Origin of the sequence: Agriterribacter humi (genome assembly GCF_009192765.1) — a bacterium.
Lineage (GTDB): Bacteria > Bacteroidota > Bacteroidia > Chitinophagales > Chitinophagaceae > Agriterribacter > Agriterribacter humi.
The window spans coordinates 106288-121775 of sequence record NZ_VOHQ01000013.1 but is presented as its reverse complement, the minus strand read 5'-3'; the positions used below and the strand labels follow the sequence as shown (position 1 = coordinate 121775).

Annotated in this window: 15 protein-coding genes; 13 read left to right on the top strand and 2 right to left on the bottom strand. The window is 41.7% G+C overall.

From position 1 onward, the window contains the following. The first annotated feature begins 137 nt into the window (after positions 1 to 137). From FRX45_RS19160 to FRX45_RS19140, 5 genes are all read left to right on the top strand, one after another. Entirely contained in the window at positions 138 to 944 is an 807-nt protein-coding gene (locus FRX45_RS19160; RefSeq protein ID WP_152270091.1) for a toll/interleukin-1 receptor domain-containing protein, read from the top strand. A 196-nt stretch (positions 945 to 1140) separates the two neighbouring features. Next, the gene (locus tag FRX45_RS19155) at positions 1141 to 2679 is read left to right on the top strand and encodes a PorV/PorQ family protein (protein ID WP_152270090.1); all 1539 of its coding nucleotides are present in this window, start codon (positions 1141 to 1143) and stop codon (positions 2677 to 2679) included. 110 nt (positions 2680 to 2789) lie between these two features. Continuing rightward, positions 2790 to 4166 carry a TRAFs-binding domain-containing protein gene (locus tag FRX45_RS19150; RefSeq protein ID WP_152270089.1) on the top strand — a complete coding sequence of 459 codons (1377 nt, stop codon included), beginning with the start codon at positions 2790 to 2792 and terminating at the stop codon, positions 4164 to 4166. A gap of 377 nt (positions 4167 to 4543) precedes the next feature. After that, on the top strand, positions 4544 to 5452 hold the full coding sequence (locus FRX45_RS19145) for an SPFH domain-containing protein (protein WP_152270088.1): 909 nt from the start codon (positions 4544 to 4546) through the stop codon (positions 5450 to 5452). Positions 5453 to 5469: 17 nt separating this feature from the next. Beyond that, positions 5470 to 6459 (top strand): type I glyceraldehyde-3-phosphate dehydrogenase, encoded by a 990-nt coding sequence (locus tag FRX45_RS19140; RefSeq protein ID WP_152270087.1) that lies wholly within the window; start codon positions 5470 to 5472, stop codon positions 6457 to 6459. Positions 6460 to 6532: 73 nt separating this feature from the next. Here FRX45_RS19140 and FRX45_RS19135 read toward each other — a convergent pair whose 3' ends face one another. After that, on the bottom strand, positions 6533 to 6934 hold the full coding sequence (locus FRX45_RS19135) for a cupin domain-containing protein (protein WP_152270086.1): 402 nt from the start codon (positions 6932 to 6934) through the stop codon (positions 6533 to 6535). A gap of 303 nt (positions 6935 to 7237) precedes the next feature. Between FRX45_RS19135 and tkt the strand changes: the two genes are divergently transcribed. The 8 genes from tkt to FRX45_RS19095 all read left to right on the top strand — a co-directional run bounded on the left by tkt (position 7238) and on the right by FRX45_RS19095 (position 13742). Next, complete coding sequence (gene tkt, locus FRX45_RS19130; RefSeq protein ID WP_152270085.1) at positions 7238 to 9241, top strand: transketolase; 2004 nt, start codon at positions 7238 to 7240, stop codon at positions 9239 to 9241. Between the two features lie 36 nt (positions 9242 to 9277). Beyond that, complete coding sequence (locus tag FRX45_RS19125; RefSeq protein WP_152270084.1) at positions 9278 to 9745, top strand: universal stress protein; 468 nt, start codon at positions 9278 to 9280, stop codon at positions 9743 to 9745. 46 nt (positions 9746 to 9791) lie between these two features. Beyond that, positions 9792 to 10478 (top strand): FAD-binding oxidoreductase, encoded by a 687-nt coding sequence (locus tag FRX45_RS19120; protein ID WP_152270083.1) that lies wholly within the window; start codon positions 9792 to 9794, stop codon positions 10476 to 10478. A gap of 23 nt (positions 10479 to 10501) precedes the next feature. Further along, complete coding sequence (locus tag FRX45_RS19115; RefSeq protein ID WP_152270082.1) at positions 10502 to 10933, top strand: nucleoside deaminase; 432 nt, start codon at positions 10502 to 10504, stop codon at positions 10931 to 10933. Between the two features lie 71 nt (positions 10934 to 11004). Then, positions 11005 to 11556: a DUF488 domain-containing protein gene (locus tag FRX45_RS19110; protein WP_152270081.1), complete on the top strand. Its 552-nt coding sequence runs from the start codon at positions 11005 to 11007 to the stop codon at positions 11554 to 11556. A 224-nt stretch (positions 11557 to 11780) separates the two neighbouring features. Further along, positions 11781 to 12383 (top strand): uracil-DNA glycosylase family protein, encoded by a 603-nt coding sequence (locus FRX45_RS19105; protein WP_226805459.1) that lies wholly within the window; start codon positions 11781 to 11783, stop codon positions 12381 to 12383. A gap of 70 nt (positions 12384 to 12453) precedes the next feature. Next, the gene (locus tag FRX45_RS19100) at positions 12454 to 13305 is read left to right on the top strand and encodes an isocitrate lyase/PEP mutase family protein (RefSeq protein ID WP_152270080.1); all 852 of its coding nucleotides are present in this window, start codon (positions 12454 to 12456) and stop codon (positions 13303 to 13305) included. Beyond that, entirely contained in the window at positions 13302 to 13742 is a 441-nt protein-coding gene (locus FRX45_RS19095) for a carboxymuconolactone decarboxylase family protein (RefSeq protein WP_152270079.1), read from the top strand. The genes FRX45_RS19100 and FRX45_RS19095 overlap by 4 nt, the downstream gene beginning before the upstream one ends. A gap of 413 nt (positions 13743 to 14155) precedes the next feature. Here the strand turns inward: FRX45_RS19095 and FRX45_RS19090 are convergent, their stop codons facing one another. After that, positions 14156 to 15310: an alpha-hydroxy acid oxidase gene (locus FRX45_RS19090; protein WP_152270078.1), complete on the bottom strand. Its 1155-nt coding sequence runs from the start codon at positions 15308 to 15310 to the stop codon at positions 14156 to 14158. Positions 15311 to 15488 lie beyond the last annotated feature (178 nt).

Here is a 15488-nt window from a genome sequence, read left to right as displayed (position 1 = left end):
ATTGACAGAATAATAAAATTTTACGACACTTTTCATTATTATCTCAGAATGCACAGGAGTTAACGCCGGGGTCAACAGCTTGCGTGTTCGGTTATTTCCACCTTATGAAATTATTTCAATTATAAATTGTAAGCAATATGGCTGACATATTTATAAGTTATTCCAGTGAGGACAAGACCAGGGTAAAAGGCATTGCCGAAGCACTGGAACACAAAGGCTGGTCGGTTTGGTGGGACAGGCAAATACCCGTGGGGCAAAGGTTCGACACTGTTATAGAGCAGGAATTAAACAAAGCCAGGTGTGTAATTGTAATCTGGACCCAACGTTCGGTAAATTCTGAATGGGTAAAAAATGAAGCCAGTGATGCCGCCCAAAGGAATATCCTGGCCCCCGTTTTATTGGAAGATGTAAAAATTCCGCTTGCCTTCAGGCGTATTGAAGCCGCTCAGCTCAACACATGGAAGGGAGAAACGGATCACCCTGAACTGGAAATACTATTCAGCGCGGTTACCGCCATTATAAATGGCCATGCCATAACAAATGCTGCAGCTACGCAGGATACTCAAAGCACTTTAAAAGCGAAGGCTTTACAAAAGAAAAAGTATATCCTACTAACTATTGCAATCTTAGGCGCTGTATTGGCGGTTCCTGGATTTTTTTTCTTTTCCGGTCAACCGGGTACTCAGGTTATCCATATTACCGGGCAGGTTAAAACCGCCGCTGAAATACCTGTTAAAGGAGCGGAAGTAAATGCAGATGGTACCCGTTTCTTTGCTACCACCATTACCAATGGAACCTATAATCTAACGCTGGAAAATTACACCGTAGGCGATGAAGTTACACTCACTACTTCGAACAAAGATTTTGAGGATAAAACAATTGCCGTAAAAATCAATGACCGGGAAATGAAAGTAGATTTTGTTTTAAACCCGGTTACCCGCTAAAACGCTAAACACCGTTTAAACCGACCCTTTTTTATATAATCAGTACAATACATTATGCATGAAGCACACCGCACAGACTGCTGGTATTTATATGCAAAACATCGTGCCGGGTAACAGCAAATGTATTTTCAGGTTTTATGTATTGCAGATGATGGATAAATATTAATTCTTATTCATTCTTTTAAACCCATGATTAATGAAAAACTTTATTATATGCTCTGCCTTGCTGCTGTTCTTATATAGCACTGCTTCAGGTCAGAACCTTGTTATTAAAGGCAGGGTAAGATGCCAGAATGAAAGCCCCAACTCCACCAGGGGAGCAGAAAACATTATTGTGGTACCCGCATTTATTCCCTCAAAATCTACCACTACCGGCTCTACTCCCCCGGGATATTTTGAATGCAATACCGGTGTGCCATTTGCAAAACTCCAGGATAAGCAGGTGAGCCTGTACATCGTTTCGGGATGCAGTCAGTGCAGTGAATCAGTAAAACGGGTATTCATTTCCGAAGACCAGGACAGGAAAAACAACGACAAAACAAAATCTTATGTTACTGTAAAAGACTGGAAGTTTAATGCCAACTGCAACGACATAGAACTGCCGTCATTCAGGGCAGACAGTATACTTAGCGCAATAGTACAACAGCCCGAACAAAGTATCGGGCAAATAACAAATGCCACCGCCCTGGTGGGAACACCGGCGCTTTTGAACCTCCTAACCAACTTAACGCCAATAATAGGCATCGTATCCAATGCCGGAATTTTCGAGGCCAGGGAACTGGGCCCGGGCAAAATTAAATATGGCCAATTTCTCTTTTCATCCGCATTAACCCAAACAGCCAATACCGGCTTTAATTTTTCGCCGGCCCGGGATATGTCGGAAACCGTTTTCTGGAATCCCTCGGCAATCGTTAAAAGCAGAACCCCTTATAATATCAGCCTGCTTACCAACGTAAAAAACAACGCGAAGCTGGGTGGCTATTTCAGGCTGAATGACAGGATTTCTATAGGAGCAGGCTTTATTTATACACAACAGGATGAATACAGGAACACATTATACGTAAAAATTTCAAACGAAGCCAACACTGTACAAATAGATTCATTCCTGGTAAAGTTAAAGGAGTATTCGGCTTTCCTTGCCCCTTCGGTTAAGATAAATGAAAAATTAAGCGTTGGATTAACCGTAAAATCTATATGGCAGGATCTCAGGATCCCCAATCTGCTTAAAATAACCATAGACGATAATGGATCAACTGCCAACATATTTACCGACAGTACCGTCAAAAAACAGAAATGGGATCTTGATTTTTCAGTAAGTTATAAAGTAAGCAATGCATTACAGTTGGGTATCAATGCCATGAATCTTGCAGGCACAACACTATATGCCGATGCATTTGCTGCCGGCGGAAATAAGAATTACAATATGCAAAACCAAAGAGCAGTAGGATTGGGTGCATGCTACAAATGGCAACGCTTCAATTTTGGGGCAGATGCGATCTTTACGGAAGATGGTTTTTACGATGCGGCCATTGGAGTAAATTATGTGCCTTTTAACAATGCATTGCTTTCTGCCGGGCTGGCTGTAAAACAATTGAGCTTTTCCGCCGCTTTCAGGATCAAACATTTCAGGATAGCTTATATCAATGACAATGACCTTATGGTAAATGAAAAAAGAAAGGGAAAATCAGGCATTTTAAATGGCGGATTATATGGCGGATTTATTTTTGATTTTTAACAGGGCCGAACTTTGTAAATGTAAAAGCACTTTCAATTTATGCCCGCAAAGGTAACATCGTTGCAATAACTGGTTTTAATAAGTAATCGTTTCAATAAAATTTCATTTATATGGCCAATGCAAAAAAATGTTTCGTGGTAATGGGTTTCGGTATAAAAACCGATTTGGCTACGGGACGTAAGCTAAATCTCGACAAATCATACCAGGCGCTTATAAAACCAGTTGTGGAAAGTAAAAATATTGCCTGCATACGTGCAGATGAGATCCGCCATTCGGGTTCCATTGATCTGCAGATGTACCAGCAATTGCTTTCCGCAGATATTGTGATAGCCGATCTTTCTACGGCCAACGTAAACGCCTTTTATGAACTGGGTATCCGGCATGCTTTAAAGCCAAGCACCACCATCATCATGTCGGAAGAATTATTGGGTTATCCTTTTGATGTAAATCATATTGTTATTAACAGGTATACGCATCTCGGCGACAGCATAGATTATTTTGAAGTGTTGCGCTTTCAAAAATTACTGGGCGATACCATTGACACCGTTATAAACACTCAATTGCCAGACAGCCCGGTATATACTTTTATTGAAGGTCTTATTCCTCCTTCTTTAAAAGCAAAGGCCAACAGGGTAGTGCGCCAGATTGGCGATGCATTAACAGAAAAAAGCGATGCTGCCGAAAGCGGAAGTACCGGAGAAGATCATTCCCTTTCCTTTATAATAAAGCAGGGGGAAGAAGCTTTGCAAAAGAAACAGTTTGATGCCGCAAAAACGCTTTTTGAAACGGCCTTGCATATGGTGCATGATGGCAGGGAATCGCCACCTGTTTCCAATAACACGTATCTTATTCAAAGGCTGGCACTCGCCACTTACCAGGCAAAACAGCCAGACTATATTGCAGCATTGAACAATGCCATTGAACTCCTTGAAAAAATAGATCTGGGCCGAACCAACGATCCCGAAACCGTGGCACTTGCAGGTTCAATCGAAAAGCATCTTTTCGAGGAGGGGCAGGGAGACGAACACCTCAATAGTGCCATCCTTCTTTATCAAAGAGGATACTACCTGTTGCACAACAGGCATAACGGCATTAACCTGGCTTACCTGTTGCAACTCCGTACTACTACAATGCTTGATCCTAAAAAGGAAGATAAAATTGCTGACCAGGTCTGGGCCAATCGCATACGACGAGAAGTACTGGAATTATGTAAAAAAGACATAGAAAAGATAAGCAATATGGAAAGTCATGCTGATGAAACAATAACTCCTGTTACCGAAGAACAGGAAGGCATAATCAGTGAACAAAAATTCTGGATCGCGGTAAACAAAGCTGAAGCACATTTTGGATTGGGTGAAATGATGGAATACGAACAGGCTGCTGCCGCTGCCGCATTGGTTAAACACGATGAGTGGATGATGGAAAGCTTTACAAAGCAACTGCAAAAGCTCTCCGAAATGATGAATAAACAGGAAGCATTTGCATAAAAACTTTATGGTTAACCCAACAAATAAATCTAACCTGATTCAATAAAGATTGTATACTTTCTTTAATGCCGGCCCTCTTCACACTGGCAGTTATACTGGCATCTTATTTAAATAAAGGAGATGAGGCATAATAAGCTTATCTTTAGGGGCAAAACAAATCATACCCGGAAACGAATGCTAAGCGTTTCCAGCCATTATCTCATCCATATCTTTTTAAAGAGACAGCAGATGAATATGCCCCTATGACATATGAACGTATTTTTAATTCAACTATGGCTACAGCATATCATTGGCTACACAGGAAGAGATGAGAAAATCAGCAGAAGAATGCATAAAAGTTAGTAATTTATTTTAATAACAAACAAAACAGCGTCACAATGGTATCACCGGCATTAATCATCATCGCAGCAGTAATTTTATTCTTTTTTGCGGGAATAAAAATCGTAAGACCTACACACAGGGGCTTAATTGAAAGGCTTGGAAAATACAACAAGTTTGCCAGTCCCGGTTTTCATTGGATCATCCCTTTTATTGATAAAATGTATATCGTAAATATAACAGAACAGATGGTGGATGCGCAGCCCCAGGAAATTATAACCAATGATAATCTTAATGCGAGTGTGGATGCACAGGTTTATTTCAGGGTGTTGGAACAGGAGGAAAGCGTAAAAAGCTCCCAGTACAATGTGAATAATTACAAATTACAGATCGTTAATCTTGCCCGTACCACGCTAAGAAATATTATAGGTACACTTACTTTAAGATCGGCGAACAGTGAAAGAGGCAAGATAAATGCTGAATTGCACAATACCCTGCGAAACGAAACAGAAAGCTGGGGTATTGTAATAGTAAGAACCGAATTAAAAGAAATAGACCCGCCGCGGGATGTGCAGGAAACAATGAATAAAGTAGTAAAAGCAGAAAATGAAAAAATAGCTGCTATTGACTATGCCACTGCTGCTGAAACGGTAGCTGACGGTGTAAAAAGAGCAAAAATTAAAGAAGCAGAAGGTTCAAAAAGAGCTAAAGTATTACACGCCGAAGGAGAAGCAGAAGCCATTATGTTAGTGAACGAAGCTGCTGACAAATACTTTACAGGAAATGCCCAATTATTAAAAAAGCTAGAAACGCTTGAGGCTTCGCTTAAAACGAATGCCAAAATTGTTATACCTGCTGGAACGGAACTGGTTAATATTATTGGTGATATGGCTGGTGTATTACCTGTACATTTCAGGAAAGAAGGGAATGGCGAAAGTAGAAACTTCCAGCATACCAGTTCCGAATAGCAAAAAAATAAATCAACATGAAAAGAATAGCAATTAATGGCTTTGGCAGAATTGGAAGAGCTGCTCTCAAAGTAATCATGGAGATTCCCGAACTGGAAGTTGTGGCTATCAACGACCTGATGAGCATTGACAATGCAGCCTATTTGCTGCGGTACGACAGTGTGTATGGCAGGTATGCAACTGATATACAGATTGATGGTGAGTATTTGCATGTAAGGGATAAGAAAATCCTTTTCCTTTCTCAAAAAGACCCGGCGCAGCTTCCATGGAAAAAGCTGGAGATAGATGTGGCAATTGAAAGCACCGGATTTTTTACCAACAGGGAGGATGCAGATAAACATATAACGGCAGGTGCAAAAACGGTAGTTATATCCGGACCAACCAAAAGCAAGAACACGCCAACAGTACTACATGGTGTAAATACCGAAGACGGAAAAGTGGCTGTATTTTCGTGCGCCAGTTGCACTACCAATAACATCGGCCCCATCATAGAGATCATAGACCGGAGGATTGGAATAAAAAAAGCAATTTTAAATACGGTTCATGCATATACTGCCTCTCAAACACTGGTAGATGCTCCTTCAAAAAGAGAACCGAGAATGGGACGTGCCGCTGCAGTAAACCTTGCTCCCGCCTCCACCGGCGCGGCAATTGCCACAACCAAAGCCCTACCCCGGTTAGAGGGCAGGTTTGACGGCGTGGCTATACGCACTCCCGTACCCGTAGGTTCCATTTCAGACATCACCTTTGTAGCTGCGAGAAATACTTCGGCTGAGGAAATCAATACCATTTTATCGGAAGAATCGAAAAGCAGCAGGTACAAGCTGGTGCTGGCTGTTTCCAATGAACCATTGGTTTCTTCAGATATTGTTCAAAGCCCTTTTGCCGCTATTGTTGATTTGGAAATGACGAGGGTTGTAGATGGCGATTTGGTAAAAGTTATGGCATGGTACGATAATGAATGGGGGTTCACCAACCAGATGATCCGGCAGATCCAGGCTTTATAAAACCGTTTTATCCGCCTGCTTTGATATTATGGACCACCGTAACATTAACCGTGCTGTCTTTCACAGAAGAACTTTATTTTGCAAGAGAAGTAGTGAGCGTTAATAAGAACACCGATTCTTTTAATGCTGTTACACTATGCGGTAAACCTTTATGCAGCGCTATCATCTGTTCTTTTTTCAGTATTACCGATTGTTCATCAGCAGTAAAATTAATTTCTCCTTCAAGTACCTGCACACTAATAATTCCAGCGGCGGTGTGCTTTGCCATAACCGCACCTTCATGCAGGGCAACCAGCACCATTCTTAATCCATCGGTTTTGTATACCGTTATAGCATTACGGTCACTGTTATCCCATGCAGCTTCCTTTTTTATTTGTGTGATAAAACGGCCAATATCAATGTTTACCAATGGCGCATCAAGCACCCTTTCGCCTTCAGGCCTCATATCTGTTGAATCATTGTATTTATCTTCCATAATCTATTAATTTAAATTATCCTATAAATATAAGCTTTTCACTGTCTGCATATACCCCTTTTATAAACGTCTTGTCACTTACCTGTCATTATTCCCGCATTGATGCCTGTATAAAGCAAAAACCAATCCTCTTTTAAAAAATTATTTCTATCCTAAAAAGCAGGCCTCTATTATATTTCACAGGCAATACTCCCAGCTCAGCGAAGCATGCTTTAATGTTAGTATGCGTAATAAGTGGTAACTTTCAGAACAATTACCCCTATACTACACTCCCTTTTTTGAGGACTCTTAAATTCAAATAACATGGAGTTAATAGAACAGTCAGCCATTAATACCGTACGGGTATCATCTGCCGATGCAGTACAGAAAGCCAATTCCGGCCATCCCGGCACCCCCATGGGACTTGCACCCGCTGCGCATGTACTTTGGTCGCACATCATGCATTACAACCCGCAAAATCCGGAATGGCCAAACCGCGACCGCTTCATATTATCCTGCGGCCATGCGTGTATGTTACAATATAGTTTTTTGTACTTAACGGGTTATGCGCTGAGCATGGATGATATAAAAAATTTCAGGCAGTTACACAGCAAAACTGCCGGCCATCCTGAATATGGTTTATGCCCCGGCATTGAAGCTACTACAGGCCCGCTGGGACAAGGCTTTGCCAACGGCGTAGGTATGGCCATTGCACAGCAATACCTTGTATCGCGCTATAATAAACCAGGTTTTGAATTATTTGATTATAGCATTTATTCCATTTGCAGCGATGGTGATATTATGGAAGGAGTGGCTTCAGAAGCGGCTTCAATTGCTGGCCATCTGCAGTTAGGACAGCTTGTTTATTTGTATGATGACAATCACATCACCATAGAAGGAGAAACATCACTGGCTTTTAATGAAGATGTAGCCGAACGCTTCCGCGCATATGGCTGGCATGTGCAATCGGTAGCGGATGGAAATGATATTGAAGCTATTGCCACTGCCATTGAGAATGCAAAGAAAGAAAAGCATCGCCCTTCACTCATTAAAGTAAGAACTCATATTGCTTTTGGCAGCCCCAATAAAGTGGATACCGCTTCGGCGCATGGTTCGCCTTTGGGAGAAGATGAGCTTAAACTGGTAAAAGAAAATTTTGGATTCGATCCTGGTAAAAATTTTGCAGTGGCAGACGATGTATTAACTTTTTACAGGGAAAAAGGCAAAGCAGGCATACAAAAAGAAAAGGACTGGAATGCCTTATATCAAAAATACAAAATACAACATCCTGCCGACGCCGCCGAATACGAATTATTCAGCAGTGGAAGCTTACCCATGGGATGGGACAATGATCTTCCCGTTTTTAAACCCGGTGAAAAAGGCATAGCCACCCGCAAAGCATCAGGCAAAATGCTGAATGCCATTGCCGCAAAATTACCTATGCTCATTGGGGGTTCCGCAGACCTGGCTCCCTCTACTGATACCAATTTAGAGGGATTTCAATCGTTCAGCAGCGATAATCATGGCGGAAGGAATTTCCATTTTGGTATCAGGGAACATGCAATGGGAGCCATTTTAAACGGGATGGCACTCACAAAAGGAATCATTCCCTATGGCGCAACCTTTCTTATTTTTTCCGATTATATGCGGCCGCCGGTTCGCCTTGCTGCCATCATGAAAATAAGACCCATCTTTATTTACACACATGACAGTATAGGGCTCGGTGAAGACGGCACAACGCATCAGCCGGTGGAACAATTGATTGGCCTAAGGTCTGTTCCCAATGTAATGGTAATACGCCCGGCAGACGCTAATGAAACCGTGCAGGCCTGGCGCGTGGCGTTGCAGCATGCAGGCGGGCCCGTTGCCATCATTTTAACCCGGCAGGATGTGCCGGTAATTGATCAGGACAAATACACCAAAGCATCAGCACTGGAAAAAGGCGCTTATATTTTATCTGATTGCGAAGGCGAACCACAGCTTATTTTAATGGGAACCGGTAGTGAAGTGCATCTGCTGCTGGAAGCACAGAAAAAACTACAGCAGGAATCTATCAATGTGCGTGTGGTAAGCTTCCCCTGCTGGGAATTGTTTGATAAACAAAATGAAACGTACAAACAAAATATTTTCCCTAAGCATATCCGTAAAAGACTGGCTGTAGAAGCGGGTTCGCCCATTGGATGGTGCAAATATGTTACCGATGAAGGTGATGTAATAGGCATTACCCAATTTGGTGAATCAGCGCCCGGAAAAGAGATAATGAAAGAATACGGTTTTTCTGTGGCCAATGTGATAGCAAAAGCAAAAGCACTTCTGCAGCAGCATTAACTGGTGCAGTACTTTAAAATAAATTAAATAAACAGTATGAAAAAAGTATTAATTGCGCTGGACTATAATTCCACCGCTCAAAAAGTTGCAGAACAGGGGTATGCCTTAGCAAAATCCATGAATGCGCAGATAACCCTGTTGCATGTTATTTCTGATGCGGCGTATTATTCTTCCGATATTTATTCACCGCTAATGGGATATGACAGCTTTACTGATATCAAGTTCATTGAAACGGCTTCTGTTGAGGAATTAAGAGAGGCTGCATTAGACTACCTTGATAAATCACAGCAGCACTTAAATGATACCACTATTCAAACTGCAGTAAAAGAAGGCGACTTCGGGGAGCAGATATTAGAAACGGCTACAGAAATCAATGCAGATATCATTGTTATGGGTACGCATAGCAGGCGGGGATTAGAAAAAATACTGGTAGGAAGCGTAGCGGAAAAAGTGTTACGTCACAGTACGATACCTTTGTTTATTATTCCAACAAAAAACATTTGAAGAAAAAGAAAAATAAAATCAACCCTACATTTTTAAAACCGTTTTTATGCAAGACTATCCGAACGAAGAGCATATTGTAAAAATCCTGGGATCTGAATTTGTAACACACAATGTAAAGCGGTTTAAGCTGAGTAAACCCAATAACTATGCATTTCAGCCGGGGCAGGCAACCGATATAGTCATCAATCACCCGGACTGGAAAGCAGAAAGAAGACCATTTACTTTTACCAGTTTGAACGATTGGGATCATCTTGAATTTACAATCAAGATCTACGATGACCATAATGGCGTTACCAATGCCCTGGGGAAATTAAAGACAGGTGACGAACTGGTACTCCACGATGTTTGGGGCGCTATTCACTATAAAGGTGAAGGTACTTTTATTGCCGGTGGCGCCGGTGTTACGCCCTTCATTGCCATTTTAAGACAATTGTATAAAGACGCTAAGCTGGGAGAAAACCAACTGATCTTCTCCAACAGGACTTCAAAGGATATTATCCTTAAAGACGAGTTCGAAAAAATGTTGGGCAATCATTTCATCAACACCCTTACACAGGAAAAAACAGCGCCATACGATAGCAGGAAAATAGATCTAGGCTATCTCCGGGAAAAAATAAAAGACCTGTCGCAATATTTTTATATCTGCGGCCCGGATGCCATGGTAGAAAGTATCGGCAGTGATCTGCAGGAACTGGGTGTTGATAAAAGCAGGATTGTAACCGAGGAATTTTAAAAAAGCCTGCTTACCTTAATACTATGAAGAGTGACATTTATTTTATGCAACGCTGTGCGGCATTAGGCGAATCAGCAGCAGCAAAAGGAGAGTCACCGGCTGGCGCTGTTATTACAAAAGATGATGAAATTATAAGTGAAGCCATGGAAGCAGGCAAAAGCAAAAATGATATTACCTGCCATGCTGAACTGGAAGCTATACGGTTTGCCGTAAAAAAAATGGGCACAAATGATTTATCAGGCTGTGTGATGTACACAACACATGAGCCCTGCATCATGTGTTCGTATAGCATAAGGTTTTATAAAATAAAAAAAGTAGTATTTCAAAATGCTGTGCAGTACCTGGGAGGCGTTAGTTCTTCCATGCCATTGCTCAGTACCCGTGAAGTTCCTCCTCATTGGGGAGAAGCGCCTGAAATTGTACACTGGAATCCCTTTGAAAGAAATGAGTTATAAACCGTCCGAAAAGCACTGTAATAGTCTTTATCCCGGCAATTGAATAAAAAAGCATCCGTTTCCGTTGGATCATGCATACAACAAACAATAAAACGATCTGGACCATCGGCCATTCCACTCATTCTTTTGAGGAGTTTACAGCCATGCTACATTCCTTCCAAATTGAGTTGGTGGCAGATATCAGGAGTTATCCCGGCTCCCGTAAGTTTCCTCAATTCAATAAAGAAACATTGCAAATCACCTTACCCCAAAACAATATACAATATATTCATTTGAAGGACCTGGGCGGAAGAAGAAAAGTGAATCCTGACTCTAAAAATACGGAATGGAGGCATCCTGCTTTTCGCGGCTATGCCGATTATATGGAAACAGATGCTTTTAAAGAAGGAATAACAGCACTTGAAAAGCTGGCATCGGAACAACGCACTGCGTATATGTGTTCGGAAGCGGTATGGTGGCGTTGTCACCGGAGTATGGTTTCCGACTATCTTAAAGCGGGAGGATGGAAAGTATGGCATATCATGGGTATTGAAAAGGCTGAAGAACATCCGTATACCGCTCCTGCACGAATTGTAAACGGAAGGTTGAGTTATGCAGGAGGTGAAAGGAGAGAGGTGAAATAATCACATCAGGAACCAAAAGACAAGAACCAAATAAAAATTCAAATTTCAAATCCGAAGCCGGAATTCCGAAATCTGAAAGGACTGTCAGCGGCCAGATGAGCTATCAGCGATACAAGAAAGGAGTACCTGGCCTATCGTTAGTAGTTACATAGTGATAGCTGATACCGAAAATTGATACCTGGCACCTCATATCTCATTATGAATTAACTTTGCATCGAATTTCTTTGGATACACTTGTAATGGATACGCTTTTAGAAAGAATACAACGATGTGAAGTTTGTAAAGATCATTTACCGTTAGGTCACCGGCCGGTTGTTCAGTTGAGTAACCAGTCAAAAATAATTATCATTGGCCAGGCGCCCGGCAGGCGCGTACATGAAACAGGCATTCCCTGTAACGATGCCAGCGGAAGGAAATTAAGGGAATGGATGAATGTAGATGAAGCCACTTTTTATGATCCCGAAGTCTTTTCCATAATGCCTATGGGATTTTGCTACCCCGGAAAAGCCATTTCAGGCGATTTACCTCCCAGGCCCGAATGTGCGCCGCTCTGGCATCCGCGCATCTTAAAAAGTATAAAGGGTAGTCCGTTCATATTGTTAATAGGACAATATGCACAACGTTATTATTTAAAAAAAGGCGGGAAAATCAATCTCACGGAAACGGTAAAGCGCTATAAAGAATACCTTCCCCAATATTTTCCCCTGCCCCATCCTTCTCCCCGGAATCAAAACTGGGTTACAATAAATTCGTGGTTTATGGAAAAAGCTATTCCCGAATTAAGAAATCAAATACAGTTGGCCCTGCATCAACCCAAACCAGGCTGATAATCACAGGTTGCGACAACCCTTTGACAATATAATTTAATTTATTACCACATCTTTTAAAATACTAAAAATGTCATCACCCAATAATACTCCATTGCAAAAGGGAGATAGATTAAAGCAACTGCACCATAATGACAAACTGTTGGTACTACCCAATATTTGGGACCCTTTAGGCGCTTCACTGCTGGAAAGCATGGGATACGCTGCCGTTGCCACCGCAAGCGCTTCCATTGCTTTTAGTAATGGTTATCCCGATGGAGAGAAAATTCCTTTTACTGATCTGTTAACCATCCTGCAAAGGATAGTAAGAAAGGTAGAAATTCCTGTTACGGCGGATATTGAAAGTGGATATGCAAAAGATAATCATACGCTCTCTGAAAATATTAAAAAGCTCATTGATACAGGAATTGCCGGAATTAATATTGAAGACGGCAGCCATGATGATGATTCACTCACTCCTGTAGAACTGCAATGTGAAAAAATAAACCTTGTAAAAAATACCGCTTTGGCAATGGGAGCACCGCTTTTTATCAATGCACGAACAGATGTATACCTGAAAGGGAGTGATTTATCAGCCAAAGAAAAATTAGATGATGCCATTCAGCGCGGGAAGGCGTATAAAGATGCAGGCGCTGACGGTTTCTATCCTATCTTTTTAAAAACAAAAGATGATATGGAAGCCGTTATAAAAGATGTTGCGCTGCCAGTAAATATTTTATTGCTTCCCGGCATTCCGGATTTTGAAACATTACAAAAAACAGGCGTGGCAAGGTTAAGTCTTGGCCCCGGGTTTTTAAAGATCGCCATCAATGCTATGAAAAATACCGCGGAAAAATTATTGCAGTATAAAGGCATGGATGAAGTGAAGGAAAACCCGGTTACCACCGCTTATTTAAACAGTTTAATAAATAACAACAGATGAAAAGAATAAACATTACACAAACAGAGCCCAATGCCTACAAGGGGATGCTTACACTGGAACAGTATATCAGAAATTCAGCGATACCGCACCTGCTCCGGGAGCTGATAAAAATAAGAGCCTCACAAATCAATGGCTGCGCGTATTGCATTGATATGCATACACAGGAAGCGCTGAAGATTGGCGAAACCCAGCGAAGGATCTTTGCCTTATCAGCGTGGAAGGAATCTCCATTGTTTACAGAAGAAGAAAGAGCGGTACTGCAACTAACGGAGGAGGTTACCCTCATTGCAAAAGACGGAGTAAGCGATGAAACCTACAATAAAGTGTTAGGATTTTACGGAGAAAATGTGCTGGCGCAAATTATAATGCAGATCATTATTATCAATTCATGGAACAGGATAGCCGTTTCAACACACCAGATTTTTGGAGAGGGTTGATAAGTTAAATAACGTCATTACGAGACCCTAAATTGATCTGAATAATGCGTAATATTTTTTTAAGGTCGAAGTAATCCGCCAATGGCGGAGGTGGATTATATTATTTGATTGTTTATGGTTGCTTCTTCCGCCGTGGTTCGTGTCCGCACCATAGCCGTCAACTTAAGAAACACCAGCAATAAAATACCCCCAATGGGGTCTAATTTGAATAGCCATCGGTTGCACCGATGGACAAATGAACATCTTTGATATTGAACCCTTGCAGGGTTCAACAAAAATTTCGACATTTTTACCGTGAGTTTCTCTCACGGCGATTCAAATTCAAGCCCGCCCGTACCGGAACGGGCGGACCCTACGGGCTTAGTTGACGGCTATGGTGTCCGCACGAACCACTTAACCGGTAAGCTATGACCTTATTTATATGTTACGAGGTGTTTGGGAAAATCGCTTACTTTTTCGCAGCAAATTTGTTCCATAACCTGCTGAAGCTGCGTTTTTAAAATGGAAATGGTATGATCTCCCCCGTCACTACCCAATGCCGCCACGCCATACATAAATGTTCTTCCCAGGAACGTAAACCCGGCGCCTGAAGCGAGCGCCCTTGCTATATCGGGCCCCGATCTTAAACCACTATCCATCATTACTTTTATTTTATCACCATATTTGTCGGCAATGGATGTAAGCGGTTTTATGGTTGACTGACCTGCATCCAACTGCCTTCCGCCATGATTAGATACGATAATACCGTCAAGACCCAATTGAATGGCTTTCTGCGTATCTGATTCACTTGCTACTCCTTTTAAAACAATTTTCCCTTTCCACATATCGCGGATAGGCGCGATCTTTTCTTCGTTCAACCTCCCCGAAAAAGTTTGATCCATGAACGCACCAAGTCGCCTTAAATCGAGCCCTTTGGGTGTATACGGTTTTAAGGTTTCAAAAGCAGGTTGTCCGTTGATAAGTGTTTTAATCGCCCAATCCGGTTTACCCATAATTTGGAGTATATTTCTGAGCGACATTTTAGGTGGCATGGCCAAACCATTTCTTATATCACGCGGACGATATCCAAAAGTGGGCACATCACAAAGAATAACAAGTACGGGACAATGTGCAGCTTCGGCCCTTTTGATAATATCGTCTCTCAGTCTGTTTTCCGTGGGATGATACAATTGAAACCAGGCCCTGCCTTCGGTAATTTCACTAATTGTTTCAATACTGCTGGTGCTTACCGTACTTAAAATAAAAGGAATATTATGTTCAAACGCAGCTTTCGCTAATATTTCCGGAGCTTTAGGCCACATCAGTCCCTGCAGCCCTACCGGTGCAATCCCAAAAGGCGCATCGTAAGTATGTCCAAATAATTCAGTGCGCATATCAGAACCTTTATGCACATCAAGGTATTGCGGAAGAAGTTCAACTTCTCTGATTTCAGCAGTATTCCGGCGCAGGTTTACATCTTCATTACAGCCGCCGTCTAAATATTCAAATGCAAATTTTGGTATCTTTCTTTTGGCTTTTTCTATTAAATCTTCCACGGAAGGGTAATGAGGGTTGTACTTAAGTTTCATTATTTTATTTCTTGTATATATGTAAAAATGAATGTTGGTGTAAAATTAGTTAACTCTCTTCACAATGAACGCATTTCATATCATGCAGGGCCTCCGGAACAATAGTAAAGTATCACGCCGTAGTTTGTGTCTGCACGAAATACTTAATTAAACTGAAGATCGAAGCATCTGCAGTGAT

Bases quoted from the DNA above. Each gene is read 5' to 3' on its own strand.
- FRX45_RS19120 (WP_152270083.1), top strand. From the start codon at position 9,792: ATGCAAGACTATCCGAACGAAGAGCATATTGTAAAAATCCTGGGATCT.
- FRX45_RS19140 (WP_152270087.1), top strand. From the start codon at position 5,470: ATGAAAAGAATAGCAATTAATGGCTTTGGCAGAATTGGAAGAGCTGCT.
- tkt (WP_152270085.1), top strand. From the start codon at position 7,238: ATGGAGTTAATAGAACAGTCAGCCATTAATACCGTACGGGTATCATCT.
- FRX45_RS19125 (WP_152270084.1), top strand. From the start codon at position 9,278: ATGAAAAAAGTATTAATTGCGCTGGACTATAATTCCACCGCTCAAAAA.
- FRX45_RS19135 (WP_152270086.1), bottom strand. From the start codon at position 6,934: ATGGAAGATAAATACAATGATTCAACAGATATGAGGCCTGAAGGCGAA.
- FRX45_RS19095 (WP_152270079.1), top strand. From the start codon at position 13,302: ATGAAAAGAATAAACATTACACAAACAGAGCCCAATGCCTACAAGGGG.
- FRX45_RS19115 (WP_152270082.1), top strand. From the start codon at position 10,502: ATGAAGAGTGACATTTATTTTATGCAACGCTGTGCGGCATTAGGCGAA.
- FRX45_RS19145 (WP_152270088.1), top strand. From the start codon at position 4,544: ATGGTATCACCGGCATTAATCATCATCGCAGCAGTAATTTTATTCTTT.
- FRX45_RS19110 (WP_152270081.1), top strand. From the start codon at position 11,005: ATGCATACAACAAACAATAAAACGATCTGGACCATCGGCCATTCCACT.
- FRX45_RS19155 (WP_152270090.1), top strand. From the start codon at position 1,141: ATGAAAAACTTTATTATATGCTCTGCCTTGCTGCTGTTCTTATATAGC.
- FRX45_RS19160 (WP_152270091.1), top strand. From the start codon at position 138: ATGGCTGACATATTTATAAGTTATTCCAGTGAGGACAAGACCAGGGTA.
- FRX45_RS19100 (WP_152270080.1), top strand. From the start codon at position 12,454: ATGTCATCACCCAATAATACTCCATTGCAAAAGGGAGATAGATTAAAG.
- FRX45_RS19150 (WP_152270089.1), top strand. From the start codon at position 2,790: ATGGCCAATGCAAAAAAATGTTTCGTGGTAATGGGTTTCGGTATAAAA.
- FRX45_RS19090 (WP_152270078.1), bottom strand. From the start codon at position 15,310: ATGAAACTTAAGTACAACCCTCATTACCCTTCCGTGGAAGATTTAATA.